Source organism: Gordonia sp. J1A (genome assembly GCF_055393515.1).
On sequence record NZ_AP041607.1, the window covers coordinates 2,238,162 to 2,256,210 of the forward strand.

Sequence of the window (18,049 nt, forward strand, 5' to 3'; positions counted from 1 at the left end):
CCAGGTCTCCGAGGAGCTCACGCTGCCAGATCGCGTAGTCGGCGTACTGCACCGGCAACGGCGCCCAGTCCGGGGCGTGACCCGCTGCGCGGGCGGTGTAGGCGGTGATGACGTCGCGGACCAGCGGTGCCAGCGACGACGCGTCGGACGCGATGTGGTGCAGGACCAGCACGAAGACGTGATCGGTCACGTCCTCGCCCGGTTCCGCCACCCGCAGCAGAGCGGCGCGGATGGGGACCTCGGCGGTCACGTCGAAGCCTTCGGTGGCCAGCGCCGCGACGCGGCCCGCCACCTCGTCCGGGCTGACCCGGTCACGGATCAGGTCCAGTCCCGCCGATTCCGCGTCGAGGATCTGCTGGTGCCCGCCGTCCCCCGCATCGGGGTAGACGGTGCGCAGCGTCTCGTGCCGCGCGACCACGTCGCCCAGCGCGGCGCCGAAGGCATCGGCGTCGAGCTCACCGGTGAGCCGGACCGCCAGCGGGATGTTGTACGCCGCCGACGAGGGGTCGAGCCGGTTGAGGAACCACATCCGCTGTTGCGCCAGCGACAGCGGTGCCCGCGCCGCCCGCTCACGCGGCGTCAGCGCCGGGCGGCCGTCGGCCGAGCCTCGAGACACGCGGGTGGCGAGTTCGGCGACGGTCCGTGCCTCGAACAGATCCCGCACTCCCAGGTCGGAGCCGAACTCGGCGTTGATCTGCGCGACGACGCGCGTCGCGATCAGCGAGTTGCCGCCGAGGTCGAAGAAGTCGTCGGTGGCGCCGACGCGCTCGGCACCGAGCACCCGGCCGACCACCTCGGCCACGCCGACCTCCACCTCGCCCACCGGCGCGACGTGAACCGCCGCGCGGGTGAACTCCGGTGCGGGCAGCGCCTTGCGGTCGACCTTGCCGATCGGGGTCAACGGCACCTCGTCGATCACCATGATGACCGCGGGGACCATGTACGGCGGCAGCCGGTGCGCGGCGTGCGCCGCCAGCGCATCGGTGTCGACGACAGCTCCGGCCACCGGCTGGACGTAGCCGACCAGCACGGTGTCGCCGGCCGGTCCGGGGACACCCAACGTGACGGCGAAGGCCACGTCGGGGTGCGAGGTGAGCGCGGCGTCGATCTCGCCGAGTTCGACGCGGAAGCCGCGGATCTGCAGCTGGAAGTCGGATCGGCCGATGTAGGCGAGTTCGCCGTCTGCGGTCCAGCGCACCACGTCGCCGGTGCGGTACATCCGCTTCCCCACCGCGTACGGGTTCGCGACGAACCGCTCGGAGGTGAGACCGCGCCGGCCGAGGTAACCGCGCGCGAGGCCGGCGTTGGTGATGTACAGCTCGCCCGGCGTCCCGACCGGGACCGGCCGCAGCCGGTCGTCGAGAACCAGGGTGTGCACGCCGCTCATCGCCGAGCCGATCGTGATCGGCTCGCCCGCGGCGAGCGGATCGGTCATCGTGACGATCACGGTGGTCTCGGTGGGCCCGTACGCGTTGCGCAGCCTCCCGCCCCAGCGGGCGACCAGTTCCGGCGGACACACGTCGCCGCCCACCACCACGCGGGTCACCAGGTCGAGTTCGCTCGCGTCGACCGTCTGCACCGCGTTCGGCGCGCCGACGAAGGACGTGATCCGCTGATCGCGGATGAAGCCCGCCAGTTCGGCACCGCCGTAGAGGTCGGTCGGGGCGATGACCATCGTCGCACCCGCGCAGAAGGTCGCGAGGATCTCGCCGACGGCGGCGTCGAAGCTGATCGCCGCGAACTGCAGCATCCGCGCGCCCGGATAGGTCTCGTAGTACCCGACGACGTCGTCGGCCAGCGTCGACAGCCCGCGGTGCGGCACCGCGACGCCCTTGGGCAGACCGGTGGTGCCGGACGTGTAGATCACGTAGGCGAGGTCGTCGACGGTCAGCGGCGCACGCCGGTCCGCATCGGTGAGCGGTGCGCCCGAGCGGCCCGCCAGATCCTCCGCCAGCGCTGCGTCGTCGAGAAGGGTCCAGCCGTCGACCGGCCGCGCCTGCGACGGCAGGGTGTCGGCGGTGGCCGAATGCGTCAGACCGATCACCGAGCCGGAGTCGGAGACCATGTGCGTGATGCGGTCGGCGGGCAGCTTCGGATCGATCGGCAGGTAGGCCGCTCCGGCGGCCGCCACGGCCCAGATCGAGACCATCGCGTCGATCGATCGGGTCATGGCGAGGGCGACCACCGTGTCGGGGCCGGCACCGTGGTCGATCAGCCGTCGCGCCAGCCGGTTGGAGCGCTCGGCGAGCTCGGCGTAGGTCAGGCTCTGCCCGTCGAACTCGACAGCGACGCGGTCGGCGTGCCGCCCGGCGGTGGCGCCGAACAGATCGGCGAGGGTCCGCGGCTCCGCCGCGTCCCCGCCGCGCCGGTCCACGAGGTCGGCGCGCTCGGCGTCGCCGAGGAGAGGAAGATCGCCGACGGCGGTCTCGGGAGCCTCGACCGCTGCCCGCAGGATGCGGACCAGGCGGTCGCCGAACGACTCGACGGTCGGCTCGTCGAAGAGATCGGCGGCGTAGGTGAAGACGGCTTCGGCGCCGACCTCGGTGTTCTCGCGCACCGTGAGCTGGAGATCGATGTTGGCCGTGTCGGTCGAGACGTCGACGGCCTCGACGTCCAGCCCCGCCATCTCGAAGCTCGTCGGGGCCTCGGACTGCAGTGCGAGCGCCACCTGGAACAGCGGCGAATGCGCGGTGGAGCGCGTGACGTCGAGAACCTCGACCAGCTGCTCGAACGGGACCTCGGCGTGCTCGAAGGCCGCGAGGTCCGCGGCGCGGACCTGAGCCACGAGCGCATCGAAGCTCTCGTCCGGACGCACCCGGGTGCGCAGCACGAGCGTGTTGACGAACATGCCGATCAGGTCGTCGAGCGCACGCGTGCCACGACCGCCGACGGGGGTGCCGACAGCGATGTCCGCGGTACCCGTCAACCCGGCCAAGACGGTCGCATAGGCGGCGTGCAGGACCATGAACGGCGTGACGCCCCGGGCGCGGGCGTACGCGCCGATCGCGGAGTAGAGCTCGGCGCCGATCGGGGTGCGATGGATGGCGCCGCGCATCGACTGCACCTGCGGGCGTTCGTGATCGGTGGGCAGTTCGAGGCGGTCGGGCAGCCCGGCGAGGGTCTCGCGCCAGTAATCGATCTGGGCGGCGGCCACTGACGAGGAGTCCGCGGGATCGCCGAGCACGTCGCGCTGCCAGATCGCGTAATCGGCGTACTGCACTTCCAGCGGCGCCCAGGCCGGCTGCTCGCCGGCCGCCCGCGCGCCGTAGGCCACCATCACGTCCTGCACCAGCGGCGCCATCGACAGACCGTCGCCGGAGATGTGGTGAAGCACCAGGACGAGCACGTGCTCGCCGCGCGGGTCACCGTCGGTGACCCGGAGCAGCCGAACCCGCAGCGGCACCTCGGCGGTGACGTCGAATCCGGTCATGACGGCCTTCGCGACCGCCTGCTGCACGCCGTCCCGGGTGACCTCGATCGGGCGCAGGTCGGGCACCGCGTCGCCGACCGGCAGGATCTGCTGGTACGGACCGCTGTCGGAGTCGGGGAACCGGGTCCGCAGCGACTCGTGCCGGTCGAGGAGGTCGCGGACTGCGGCCTGCAGAGCGGGCTCATCGAGCGGACCGGTCATCCGGACCGGCAGGGGGAGGTTGTAGGCCGGCGAGGCCGGATCGAACCGGTTGAGGAACCACATCCGCTGCTGTGCCAGCGACAGCGGTGCGGTGTCGCCGCGGTCGGCCCGGGTCAGTGCGGGCCGCGAAGCGCCCCCGCTCTGCTCCACGCGGGCGGCCAGTTGGGCGACCGTCGGCGCGTCGAACAGGTCGCGTACCCCGAGGTCGACGCCGAGTGCGTCGCTGACCTGCGAGATCACTCGGGTCGCGATCAGAGAGTTGCCGCCGGCGTCGAAGAAGCTCTCCTCGACGCTGATCCGCGGCAGACCGAGGACGCCGGCGAAAACGCCCGCGATGATCTCCTCGACCGGGTCGCGCGGAGACACGTACTCGGCGGCGAGCAGGTCGAAGGACGGCTCGGGCAGCGCCTTCCGGTCCAGCTTGTCGCTGCTGTTCCGGGGGAACTCGTCCATCACCACCACGGCCGCCGGGACCATGTACGAGGGCAGCGATCCCGCCGCATGCGCCGCGACCGACTCGCCGGTCACGTCCGCGGGCGCCACCACGTAGCCGACCAGCTGGTCGCCGGTGTGCGGGTCGTGGCGCACCAGCACCACCGCCTGCGTGACGCCGGGCGCGGACAGCAGGGCCGCCTCGATCTCGCCGAGCTCGATGCGGTTTCCGCGCACCTTGACCTGGAAGTCGGTGCGGCCGATGTACTCGAGGACCCCCGCGTCGTCGGCGTCCGGGGTGGCGCGGTGCCGGACCAGGTCGCCGGTGCGGTACATCCGCTCGCCCGGGGCGCCGAACGGATCGGCGACGAACCGGTCCGCCGACAGGTCGGGACGACCGTGATAGCCGCGCGCCAGCTGGACGCCCGACAGGTACAGCTCTCCCGCGACGCCCGGAGGCACCGGCTGCAGGCGCGAGTCGAGCACGTACAGGCGGGTGTTCCACATCGGGACGCCGATCGGGACCACGCCCTGGTCGGCTTCGGTGTGACGCCAGTAGGTGACGGCCAGCGACGCCTCCGCGGGTCCGTACAGGTTGTCCAGCGGCGCGGCGGAGAGTTCGCGGAAGGCCTCGGCGGTCTCGATCGGCAGCGCCTCGCCGATCGCGATCACGGCGCGGACGGTGTCGGGGATCCGCGCGGACGAGCTCGACACGAACATCGCCAGCATCGACGGGACGTACTGGACCACGGTGACGTTCTGCTCGCGCATCAGCGTCGACAGGTACTCGGGGTCCCGGTGGCCGTCCGGACGGGCGATGACGAGGCGGGCACCGGTCTGCAGGGTCCAGAAGAACTCCCACACGGAGACGTCGAAGGTCATCGGGGTCTTGAGCATCACCGCGTCGTCGGCGGTCAGCTGGTATTCGCCCTGCATCCAGCACAGCTGATTGACCAGACCGGCATGCGGCACCGCGATGCCCTTGGGACGGCCGGTGGAGCCGGAGGTGTAGATCAGGTTCGCCGGATTCTGCGGGCGCAGCGGCGAACGGCGGTCCGCGTCGGTCACCGGGGTGCCCGCGACGCCGGACAGGTCGAGGACGTCGATCTCGAGCGTCGGCACGTCCGCGGGGACCGCTCCGGAGTCGGCGGTCGTGGTCACGACCGTCACCGGGCAGGCGCTCTCCAGAACGTATCCGTTGCGCTCCGCGGGGTGGTCCGGATCGAGCGGCACGTAGGCGCCGCCGGCCTTGAGGATGCCGTACATGCCGACGAGCAGATCGATCGAACGGCGGATCGACAGGCCGACCAACGACTCCGGACCGACACCCATCGAGATGAGATGCCGTGCCAGACGGTTGGCTCGCGCGTCGAACTCCGCGTACGTGATCTGCTCGCCCTCGTATACGAGGGCGGTGGCTTCGGGCGATCGCGCCACCTGCGCGTCGAAGAGGGACACGAGCGTGTCGCTGTCCGCATCGATGGATTCGATCCGGTGATCGGTGGCGTTCCAGGTCTCCAGGACCCGGGTCCGCTCCTGGTCGCCGATGATCGGGATGTCGCCGACCACCACCGCGGGATCGGCCGCCACCTGTGTCAGCACCGACGTGAATCGGTCGCCGAAACGCTCCGCCGTCGACCTGTCGAACAGATCCTCGGCGTAGGTGAGCACCACGTCGATCTCCCCCGGCGCGCCTTCGGCGTCGGTCCGGTCGGTCACGGTGAGTTGCAGGTCGAACCGCGACAGACCGGTCTCGAACTCGGCGGGGGAGACGGTGAGCCCGGGAAGCTCCAGCTCGGCGCGCGCGATGTTCTGGAACCACAGTGAGACCTGGAACAGCGGGTGGTACGCCGCGGACCGGGTCGGGTTGAGCGCGTCCACGAGACGCTCGAACGGGATCTCGGTGTTGGTGAAGGCACCCAGGTCTCGCTCGCGCACCTGCGCCAGCAGATCGGTGAAGGCCGCGTTCTCGTCGATCTCCGTGCGCAGCACCAGGGTGCCGACGAACATGCCGACCACATCGTCGAGCGCGGCTTCACCGCGGCCGGCGATCGGCGTGCCGATCGCGATGTCGTCACTGCCCGAGAGTCGTCCGAGCAGCGCCGACAGTGCCGCATGGACCACCATGAAGAGCGTCGTGTCGGTGGAGCGAGCCACCTCGAGCAGCGCCGCATGCAGTTCGGGGCTCAAGGTGAAGGCGACGTCTCCGCCTCGGAACGACTGCTGTGCCGGCCGCGGCCGATCGGTCGGCAGCTCCAGCACGTCGGGAAGATCGGCGAGTTCGGCGCGCCAGTAGGCCAGCTGCTGCGCGGCCAGCGATGCCGGATCGTTCTCGTCGCCGAGCAGTTCCCGCTGCCAGACGGCGAAGTCGCTGTACTGCACGGGCAGCGGCGACCACTCCGGCGGCTGTCCGGCGGTCCGTGCGACGTACGCGATCATCAGATCGCGGGCCAGCGGAGCCGACGACCACCCGTCGAAGGCGATGTGGTGCAGGACGAAGACCAAGACGTGTTCGTCGGGGCCCACGGCCAACAGATGCACGCGGACCGGCGGTGCGGCGGTGACGTCGAAGGGTGCCGTCGCCAGCGCGACGACTTCCGCTTCGAGGTCGGCCTCCGCGACCGCCACCTCGACGAGGTCGGCGGTCGCCGCCACATCTCGCACCGGCAGCACCACCTGTCGGGGTCCGTCGGCGGAATCGGGGTACACGGTGCGCAGGGCCTCGTGACGCTCGCAGACGTCGAGCATCGCCGCGCGCATCGCGGACACGTCCAGCGCACCGGTCAACCGGATGGCGAAGGGCATGTTGTAGGCCGCGGAATCCCGATCGAATCGGTTCAGGAACCACATGCGCTGCTGAGCCAGCGACAACGGTGCCGGTTCGGTGCGCTCGCGCGCCACCAGCTTGGGCCGTACCGCACCCGTCCGCTGCTCGGCCACCACGGCGAGTTCGGCGACGGTCGGGGCCTCGAAGATCTCGCGGACTCCGACGTCGGTGCCCAACGCGTCGTTGAGTCGCGCGATCACCCGGGTGGCGACGAGCGAGTTGCCGCCCACGGCGAAGAAGTCGTCGGTCGCACCCACGCGCTCGACGCCGATCGTCTCCGCGAAGATCGTCGCGATGATCTCCTCGACCGGGTTGCGCGGAGGGACGTACACCCCGGCGCTGAGCACCAGCTCCGGTGCCGGGAGCGCACGGCGGTCGATCTTGCCGCTGGCACCGACGGGCAGTTCGTCGAGCACGATGAACAGCGACGGCACCATGTAGCCGGGCACCCGAGCACTCACATGAGACTTCAGATCTTCCTGAGTCACCCGCTCGGTACCGGGAGCAGCCGAGACGTATGCGACGAGCGCATCGCCGGTGTGCTCCCCGTGGTGCAGGGTCACCACCGCCTGATCGACTCCGGGATGGGCGGCGAGCGCAGCCTCGATCTCGCCCGGCTCGATGCGCAGGCCGCGCAGCTTCACCTGGTCGTCGGTGCGGCCGAGGAACTCGAGTTCGCCGTCCGCGGTCCACCGGACCAGGTCGCCGGTGCGGTACATCCGCTCGCCCGCCGCGTCGTACGGTGCGGCGACGAATCGCTCGGCCGTCAGGTCGGGACGGCCCGCGTAGCCCCGAGCCAGCTGCGCGCCCGCGAGGTACAGTTCGCCGGGCGTGCCGACCGGGACCGGATGCAGCCGGGTGTCGAGCACGTGCACGCGCACGCCCTCGACGGGCGAACCGATGGGCACCGAACCGGCTCCGGCACCGGCCGCGCGGCGCGTCACCTGCATCGCCGACTCGGTGGGGCCGTACAGGTTGTGCACCTCGGTGCGCAGGCGTTCCATGACGTCTTCTGCGACCGATGCCGGCAGCACCTCGCCGCCGGAGAACAGCAGCCGCAACGAGGTCACGCCGCGCTCGGCGAAGGTCTCGACCACCAGCGGCAGCATCGACGGCACGAACTGCACCACGGTCACCGAGTGCTCGGCCGCCAGCTGCGCCTGCTGAGCCGGGTCCCGATGACCGTCGGGCCCCGCCAGCACCAGTCGTGCGCCCGCCTGAAGCGGCCAGAAGAACTCCCACACGGACGCATCGAACGTCATCGGTGTCTTCTGCAGCACCACATCGGTTGCGGTGAGCCGGTATTCGCGCTGCATCGAGTGGAGCTGATTGGCAGCCGCCGCATGTGGCACGGTGACGCCCTTCGGCAGCCCGGTGGAACCCGAGGTGAACAGCGTGTACGCCGCCGACTCGGGACGCAGCACACCGCCGCGCTCGGCGTCGATGAGCGGCCCGTCCGGGTGTGCGCCCAGGTCGAGTCCGTCGATCTGCAGCAGCTCGCGATCGACGGGCAGCACGGCCGAGTCGGCGGACGTGGTCAGAATCAGCCGCGGATCGGCGGTGTCGATCACATGCGCGTTGCGCTCGGCTGGGTGGGCCGGGTCGAGCGGGACGTAGGCGCCGCCCGCCGCCAGGATCGCGTACATGCCGACCACCAGGTGACGGGATCGGCGCATCGCCAGACCGACCTGGTCGCCCGGTCGCACGCCCGACGCGAGGAGTTCCCGCGCGAGGCGGTGCACCTGTGCCGCGAACTCCGCGTAGGTCAGGACCTCATCGCCCGTCACCAGGGCGACGGCGTCCGGAGTCCGGGCGGCCTGCTCCTCGAACCGCTCGACGAGCGTCGCGCGCGCAGGTGCCTGCGGTCCAGCGGTCCACGATTCGAGCAACTCGTGCTCGCGAGGCCGCAACAGGTCCACGTCGCCGACCGGCCGGTCCGGTGCCGCGATCAGCGCGTCGAGGGCGCGGACGAATCGCTCCGCGTACCCGGCGGCGGTGTCCTCGTCGAAGAGATCGGTCGCGTAGACGAACGTCACGTCGTAGCCGGCGGCGCGCTCGGTCACGGTGACCTCGAGGTCGAACTTGGAGACGGTGGTCTCGATGCCCTCGGCCTCCACGGTCAAGCCCGGAAGGTCCACTGTCGGGGTCTCGAAGTTCTCCAGGGCGAACTGCACCTGGTACAGCGGGGCGTGCGCGGTGGATCGGGCCGGGTTGAGGATCTCCACGAGCCGTTCGAACGGCACGTCGGCGTGCTCGAAGGCCTCCAGATCGGTGTGCTTGACCTTCGCTAGCAGGTCGCTGAACGAATCGGCGCCGTCGACCCGTGTCCGCAGGACGAGGGTGTTGACGAACATGCCGACCACGTCGTCGAGCAGCCGCTCACCGCGGCCCGCGACCGGGGTGCCGACGCTGATGTCGCTCTCCCCCGACACGCGTGCGAGCAGGACGGCCAGCGCGGCGTGCAGGGTCATGAACGGAGTGGCGCCGTGACGCCGTGCGGCGTCTTCGACTCGGGCGCGCAGGGCCCCGTCGATCCGGACGCGGGTGCGCCCGCCCGATCCCGAGGCCACCTCGGGCCGCGGTCGGTCGGCCGGCAGTTCCAGGAGTTCGGGGACACCGGCGAGTTCCTCACGCCAGAATCCGATCTGGGCGGCCGCGACCGAGTGCGGATCGGACTCGTCGCCGAGCATCGCGCGCTGCCAGATCGCGAAGTCCGCGTACTGGACCTCCAGCGGGGCCCAGCCGGGTGAACTCGACCGGGTCCGGGCGGTGTACGCCATGACCAGATCGCGCGCCAGCGGCGCCATCGAGAAACCGTCGGCGATGATGTGGTGCATCACCAGAGCGAGGACGTGAACGTCGTCGCTGATCCGGAACAACGCCGTGCGGATCGGGACCTGAGCGGTCACGTCGAAGCCAGTCGCACCGAGTTCCAGTGCGCGCGAGGCGAGTTCGTCCTCCGAGACCGCGATCGGATCGAGCCGGCAGGCGACCTGCGAGGCGTCGAGCACCTGTTGGTAGGCGCCGGAGTCGGAATCCGGGAACACCGTCCGCAACGACTCGTGGCGCTCGATCACGTCGCGCACCGCGGCACGCAGCGCGTCGACGTCGAGTTCTCCGGTCAGACGGATGGCGAGCGGAACGTTGTAGTTCCCCGAGGCCGGGTCGTAGCGGTTGAGGAACCACATGCGCTGCTGCGCGAGCGACAGCGGAATGTGCGCGGGCCGCTCCATCGCCGTGAGCGCGAGCCTGCCCGCCCCGGCGGCCGACCGTTCGGCGCGCAGGGCGAGTGCGGCCACCGTCGGTGCCTCGAACAGATCGCGGACGCCGATGTCGGTGCCGAGTTCGGCGTTCACCCGGGCGATGACCCGCGTGGCGATCAGCGAGTTGCCGCCGAGGTCGAAGAACTCATCGGTGGCGCCGACGCGGTCGAGGCCGAGCACGTCGGCGAAGGCCGCCGCCACGATCTCCTCGGGCGGCGTCACCGGAGCCACGTACTCGGACACCGCGAACTCGAACTCCGGCTTCGGGAGCGCACGCCGGTCCAGTTTGCCCACCGGAGTCAGCGGCACCTCGTCGAGAACCACGATCGCCGACGGCACCATGTATCCGGTGAGGGAACGGGCCGCATGGTCGATCAGCTCGGCGGTGTCCACGTCGCGGCCGCCCACCGGCCGCACGTACGCCACCAGCTGCGTCTGTCCGCGTTCGTCGTCCACCCCGAGGGTCGCGACGAAGTCGACGTCCGGATGAGTGGCGAGGACCGCGTCGATCTCCCCGAGCTCGATGCGCAGGCCGCGCACCTTGACCTGGAAGTCCGAACGGCCGATGTACTCCAGTTCGAGGTCGGCGTTCGGCCGCACCAGATCGCCGGTGCGGTACATCCGGTCGCCGGGAGCACCGACCGGGTTCGCCACGAAACGAGCGGCGGTCAGTGCCGCCTGCGCGTGGTAACCGCGAGCCAGACCGGCGCCGGTCACGTACAGTTCGCCGACCGCTCCCACCGGCACCGGACGCAGATCCTCGTCGAGCACCAGCAGGCCGGTGCCGCGGATCGGTCCGCCGATGGTCACCGGGCGTCCCGCGACCAGCGCGTCGGTGCCGGCGGCCACGACGGTGGTCTCGGTGGGACCGTAGGCGTTGAACACCTGGCGGCCGGGAGCCCAGCGGGCGACGAGGTCGTCGGAGACGGCTTCGCCTCCGAGCACCAGGATCTCGGGACGCTCGCCCAACCGCTCGGGGTCCATGGTGGCCAGCGCCGACGGTGTGAGGAAGACGTGGCTCAGTGATTCGCGTGTGATCAGGTCGCTCAGTTCGGTGCCGCCGAAGACGGTCGGCGGTGAGACGACCAGGAGCGCGCCGGTACCGAAGGCCATCACGAACTCCAGGACGGAGGCGTCGAAGCTCGGTGAGGCGACGTGCAGCACCCGCGAATCGGGCGTGACGCGGTAGCGCTCGCGCTGTTCGAGCGCGAAGCTCTCCAGACCGTGCCTCGGCACGATGACGCCCTTGGGCAGACCCGTGGTGCCCGAGGTGTAGATCATGTACGCGGCCTGGTCCGGGCGGCATGCCCCGCCGCGCTCGGCGGGGGTGACCGGTTCGGCCGATCGGCCCACCAGTTCCACCCGCAGCACGGAGTCGTCGAGCACGAGCCAGTCGGTGCTCTCATCGGGAAGATCGGCGGCGTGTGCGGCGACGGTGATGCCGACACTCGCACCGGAGTCGGTCAGCATGTGCTCGATGCGGTCGGCCGGATAGCTCGGGTCCACCGGCACGAAAGCCGCTCCGGACTCGAGCACCGCCCACATCGCGACCACCGAGTCGAGCGAACGGGGCAGCGCGAGGGCGACGAAGCTCTCCGGGCCGACGCCGCGGTCGAGCAGTGCCCGTGCCAGTCGCGCCGCGCGGCCGGACAGTTCCCGGTAGGTCAGTTCTTCGCCGTCGAACCGCACCGCGGGGCGGTCGGCGTGTTCGTTGCGGACCGTGTCGAAGAGGTCGAACCCGGTGTCCGAGACGGACGCCGGCATCCGGGTCATCGGTGCCAGGGCCGCGCGTTCCCCCTCGTCGAGGACGTCGATGGACGCGACCGGTCGGTCGAGGTCCGCGGCGACGGTCGCCAGCACCCGGACCAGCCTCGTCAGCAGTCGGTCGGCGGCCTCGGCGCTGAACGCCGTCGGCAGGAACTTCAGTTTGAACCGCAGTCGCGGGTCCTGCAGCGCCACCAGTGTCAACGGGTAGTGGGTGGCATCGTTGACTTCGACGTCCACCACTCTCATGCCCGCGACCGCGTCGACGTCGGCGAGCACCGAGCGGTCGATCGGGTAGGACTCGAACACGGTCAACGTGTCGAAGAGGGGGCCGAGACCCGCCGCCCGCTGGATATCGGTGAGTCCGGTGTAGTGGTGGTCGAGCAGGTCGGCCTGCTCGACCTGCACCCGGCGCAGGAGATCGCGGATCGATTCGGTGCGGTCGAGCCGAACCCGGACCGGAACGGTGTTGATGAAGAGACCGACGGTGGATTCCACGCCCGGCAGCTGCGGCGGCCGGCCGGAGACCGTGGCGCCGAACACGACGTCCGAGCGACTGGTCAGGCGGGCCAGGAGCACACCCCACGCGGCCTGCACCACGGTGTTCACCGTGACACCGAGCGTCCGGGCGTCGGCGGCGAGCGCCGCCTCGACATCCTCGTCGAGGTCCAGAAGAAGTTCCTCGGGCGTCGGCATCGCGAGCTCGCTCGACTGCGGGGCGAGGACGGTCGGCTCGTCGAGGCCGGCGAGGGCCCGCGACCACGCGTCCAGCGAGGCCTGCGGGTCCTGGCCCGACAGCCAGTCGAGATAGGCGCGGTAACTCGGCGCGGCGGCCATGCCCGAGCCGTTGCCGTTGGCGCCGTACAGCGCCAGAAGGTCGGTCAGCACCAGAGGCAGCGACCAGCCGTCCAGCAGGAGGTGGTGATTGGTCAGCGCCAGACGGTACGCGCCGTCCGAGAAGCGGATCAGCCGCATCCGGATCAGCGGCGGCCGGTCGAGACGGAAGCGAGTCTCCCGATCCGACGTGACCAGATCGCGCGCCGTCCGCTGCGCCTCCTGCTCGTCGAGGTCTGACAGATCCGTCGACTCGAAGGGCAGCCGCGCGTCGTCGACGATGATCTGAGCGGGGACGCCGGTGTCGTCGTAGACGAAGGCGGCACGCAGGCTGGGATGCCGGTCGACGAGCGCCTGGCCCGCCGCGCGCATGCGTTCGGCGTCGACCTCGCCGCTCAGGTCGAGCACGATCTGCGCGGTGTAGACGTCCACGAAGTGCTCGGCGAGGCCGGCGTGGAACAGCAGACCCTCCTGCAGCGGTGAGAGCGACCAGATGTCGGACAGCGACTCGAAGTCGCGCTCCCACGCATCGATCTGTTCCTGCGAGAGGTTCACCAGGGGAAGGTCCGCGGGCGTGAAGCCGCCCGTGGTCTGCGACTGCGACAGCGATGCCATCGCGTCGAGGGCGCGCGCCCACAGATCGGCGAGTTCGACCACCTCGGTCTCGCTGAGCAGCTCCGAGGCGTAGCTGAAGGTCGCAGTGAGTGCGACGCCGTCTCCGTCTTCGGCGGCGATCGCATCGATCGTCAGCGCGGCCGAGAGCGGCATGTCCTCGTGACGCTGGGCACCCGCGCCGAGCATCTCGCCGTCGGGCAGCCAGCCCACGGCGCGCAGTTCGGCGGGAATCTCACCTGACGACAGCCGGCCCAGATAGTTGAACGCGATCTCGGGGCGGTGCCATTGCATCATCTCGGCGCGCGAATCGGGATTCAGGTGCCGCAGCAGGCCGTAGCCGACGCCCTCACCCGGAATCCGCCGCAGCTGTTCCTTGATCGTCTTGAGCAGCGCCGCCGTACTCGGCCCGCCCTCGAACGCGGCGTCCAGATCCACGTCGCCGACGTCGAGCCGAGCCGGGTACACGCTGGTGAACCAGCCGACGGTCCGTGCCAGATCGGCACCGGGCACCGCCGACTCCTCACGGCCGTGGCCCTCGAGATCGACGAGCATGCTGCGTCGCCCGTCCGCGCCGCGCCATGCGGCGACCGCCAGCGCCAGCGCCGCGAGCAGACCGTCGTTGACGCCCGCACGGTACTGCCGCGGAATCACCGCGAGCACGGCTCTCGTGGTCTCCGGGCTGAGCCGGACCTCGAGCCGCCGTTCAGTGGCGGCCACATCGACCCGCGGATCGAGCGGGCGCCGGCCCACCGGCTGGTCGCCGTCCGCGACGATCCGCCGCCAGTGCTCGAGCTCGGCCTCACGGTCGGCGCGGCGGGCGGCCTCGGCGAGTCCGTGCGCCCATCGGCGCATCGAGGTTCCGACAGGCGGAAGGGACGGGGTCGCGCCGGCGGAGACGCTCACCCACGCGAGTGCGAAGTCGGGGACCAGCGTGCGCCACGACACACCGTCGACGGCGAGGTGGTGCACGACGGCGACCAGTCGGTCTCCGTCGGTCTCGCCCGATCCCGTGAGTCGGACGAACTGCGCCATGACACCGGTGTCCGGACTCAGGCGGCGCGCCGACTCGGCCGCGACTCGGCCGATCTGCTCCGCGAGCTCGGCCGATCCGGCGCGTCCCCGGGCGGGAACGTTCGAGATCAGCGATGTCGCGTCCACGCTGCCCGCCGGTCGCGTGACGATGACGGGTTCGGGGCCGTCCGCGCGCAGCACCGCGCGCAGCATGTCGTGATGATCCACGACGGCGGCGATGGTGGCGGCGACGCCCTCATCGCTCGCGCCCGCCGGGAGGACGAGGGTCAGCGCCTGTGCGAACGCCTCGTAGCGTCCGAGTTCGAGCATCTGGTGCATCACCGGGGTCAGCGGCATCGGCCCGACGCCCTCGCCCGGAAGTTCGGTCAGCTCCGCCTCTGCCGAGTCGGCGGTCCGCGCCACCTGGGCCAGACCGGCCACCGTCTGCTGTTCGAAGACCTCGCGCGCGGTGAAGACGATGCCGAGGTTCTTGGCCCGCGACACCAACTGCAGGGAGATGATGCTGTCGCCGCCGAGCTCGAAGAAGCTCGCGTCGGCGCTGACACGGTCGAGACCGAGGACGTCGGCGAAGACCTCGGCGATCCGCTTCTCCAGCTCGGTCGACGGCTCGCGGTACTCCGCCGTGCTCGCGCTGAAGTCGGGATCGGGCAGGGCGGCGCGATCGAGCTTGCCGTTCACCGTGAGCGGCACCTCGTCGAGCACGACCACCGCGGCGGGCACCATGTATTCGGGCAGCACCTGTCCGGCGGCGATCCGCAGACCCGACGGGTCCAGATCCACGCCGTCCTCGGCCAGCACGTAGGTGACCAGCTGTGGCTGACCGGCTGAACCGGTACGGACCTGCGTAGTGGCGAAGTCGACGCCCGGGCAGTTCTCCATCACGGCGTCGATCTCGCCGAGTTCGATGCGGAAGCCGCGAATCTTGACCTGGAAGTCCGAGCGCCCGATGTAGTCGAGCTCGCCGTCGTCGGTCCACCGGACCACGTCGCCGGTGGCGTACATGCGGCTGCCGGGTGGGCCGTACGGATCGGCGACGAAGCGCGAGGAGGTCAGCGACGGGCGGGCGTGGTAGCCGCGCGCAGTACCGGGATTGGCGATGTACAGATCGCCCGCGACACCGACCGGCGCCGGCCGCAGGCGGTGGTCGAGCACCAGCGCTCGAACCCCGCTCATCGGCGCGCCGATCGTGATCGGCGTCCCGGCGGCCAGTGGCTCGGTGATCGTGACGATCACCGTGGTCTCGGTGGGACCGTAGGCGTTGCGCAACCGGCCGTCCCACCGCGCCGCGAGTTCGGCGGGCAGCACGTCGCCGCCGGTCACCACCCGGCGCATCGAGTCCAGGCCGGTCGGGTCGAGCGTCTGCGCGGCGGGCGGGGTCGAGACCAGCGTGGTCACGCGTGCGGCCGCGAGCAGTCCCGCGAGTTCGTCGCCGCCGGTCACGGTCGGCGGTACGACGATGAGAGCTCCGCCATGAGCCCACGCGGCGAGCATCTCACCGAATGCCGCATCGAAGCTCGGGGAGGCGAACTGGGCAACCCGGGCGTCGGATGAGACCGAGTACACCACTCGCAGGTCCTCGGCGAGCGTCGACAACCCGCGGTTGGGCACCACGACGCCCTTCGGCAGTCCGGTGGAACCGGACGTGTAGATGACGTAAGCGGGGTTGTCGGGCCGGACCGGGGCGAGCCGTTCGGCGTCGGTGATCGGCGCGGCCGACTCCGCGTCGGCGAGGGTGGTCGCCTCCAGCGAGTCGAGCGCGAGCCAATCGACGCCGTCCGGGAGGGCGGCGCGGTTCGCGATGGTCGTCAGACCGTGCTCCGCGCCGGAGTCGGTCACCATGTGGGCGATGCGGTCGGACGGATAGCCCGGATCGATCGGCAGGTAGGCGCCTCCGGCCTTCGCGATCGACCAGATCGCCAGCACCGATTCGAGCGAGCGCGGGACCGCCAGCGCCACCAGGCTCTCCGGTCCCACCCCTCGCCGGATCAGGACACGTGCCAGGCGGTTCGAGCGTTCGTCGAGTTCCCGGTAGGTCCAGACGGTGCCTCCGAACTCGACGGCCACCCGGTCGGGGTACACCGCGGCCGAAGCGGCCAGGATGTCGCCGAAACCGCGTGGCTCCGCGGCGGTGCCGCCCTCGCGCGAGAGCAGCCATTCGCGCTCGCCGGCGCCGAGGACCTCGAGGTCGCCGATCGCGGTGTCGGCTCCGGCGGCCACGAAACGCTTGAGGAAGTCCACGAAGCGGGCGTGGTGACGCTCGTTCTCGGCCTCGGTGTATCGGGCCGGGTTCGCGATGAAGTCGATGTGGGTGCTGCCGGTACCCGTCTCGTACAGGTTGAGCATCAGGTCGTCGACCGGACCGGACGAGAGGACGTGCAGTCGTGATTCGATGGCGCCCAGGCGCAGGTCGCCCAGACCCATCATGATGTTGACGACCGGGCCGAAATAGGCGCGGTCCGCGCCGAGCGAACCGGCGTCGCGACGGATGTCCTCCGTGCGGTAGCGCTGGTGGCGGAGCGCGCCCACCAGCTGGACCTGCACCGATTCGACGAGGGCGTCGACAGTGGCGTCCGCGGGCACGGCGATCCGGAGCGGCACCACATTCGAGACCATGCCGCCCGCCCGGCGCATCAGCGCGGTGGTGCGCGCCGAGACGGGAAGCGACAGCAGGACGTCGTCGGTTCCGGTCAGCCGGCCGAAGTACGCCGCGAACGCGGCGATGGTGACCGGTGCGAAGGAGGCTCCGTCGGTCGTCATCGCCTCGGCCAGATCGCGCGGCAGTGCAGTGCTCGCGACGGTGCTCAGCGCCTGCGGCGCGGCGTGACGCGAAGCGAACGACTCGGGTTCGGGCATGTCGTCGACGACCTGCGCCCAGTACTCGCGGTCGGATTCGAATCGGCGCGACGACCGGTAGGCGTCCTCGACCTCGTACAGCTCGCGCAGGTGGTCCGCCGGATCGGACGGCAGCGGCGCGCCGTCGAGCGCCTGCGTGTACAGCTCCGCCACGCGGGTCATCAACGTGATGGCACCCACGCCGTCGAGCGCCACGTGGTGCACTCGCGCATACCAGTAGTGGTGGTCGGGGCCGATCGTGATGACCGCACAGCAGAAGAGCGGACCGGTCTCGAGATCGATCGGCGCCGTGTACTCGGCGCGCATCCACTCGTGCGCCGCGGCCTCCGGATCGGGGCGTTCAGAGAGATCGACGCGGACCAGCGACTGCTCGATGTCGCGGTCGACGAGCTGGTACGGGCGGCCGTCGACGTCGATGATCCGCAGGTAGCCGGATCCGATCTCCTTGCCGGTGGCGATCAGGCATTCTTCGAGCAGGTCGAGATCGAGCTGACCGCGCAGCTCCACGTACTGCGCCATGTTGATCGGCACTTCGGGATGCAGCTGCTGCGACAGCCACAGCCCGAACTGCGCTGCGGAGAGTGGGAACGCTCCGGCGGGCACACCCCGCTGCCCGGGCGCCGACTCCCCCATGCCAGCCGCAGCATCATCCTGACCCGCACGAACAGTTGTTCGTGTGTCGTCAGTCTCATGAGCATCGCCCGTCACTAGCGCATCACCTCGTAAATATTCGTACCCAAAGTGGTCAATTCTAAGCCCGCCTACGGCGTAGACGGAAACCGCCTGGATTCCACCCCC

At 70.7% G+C, this 18,049-nt stretch carries 1 pseudogene (running past one end of the window); it reads right to left on the bottom strand.

The window, feature by feature from the left end:
* Window positions 1-17,884 (bottom strand): annotated as a pseudogene (locus ACZ5QD_RS10500) (non-ribosomal peptide synthase/polyketide synthase); it reaches 25,394 nt to the left of the window's first position.
* Window positions 17,885-18,049: the final 165 nt, after the last annotated feature.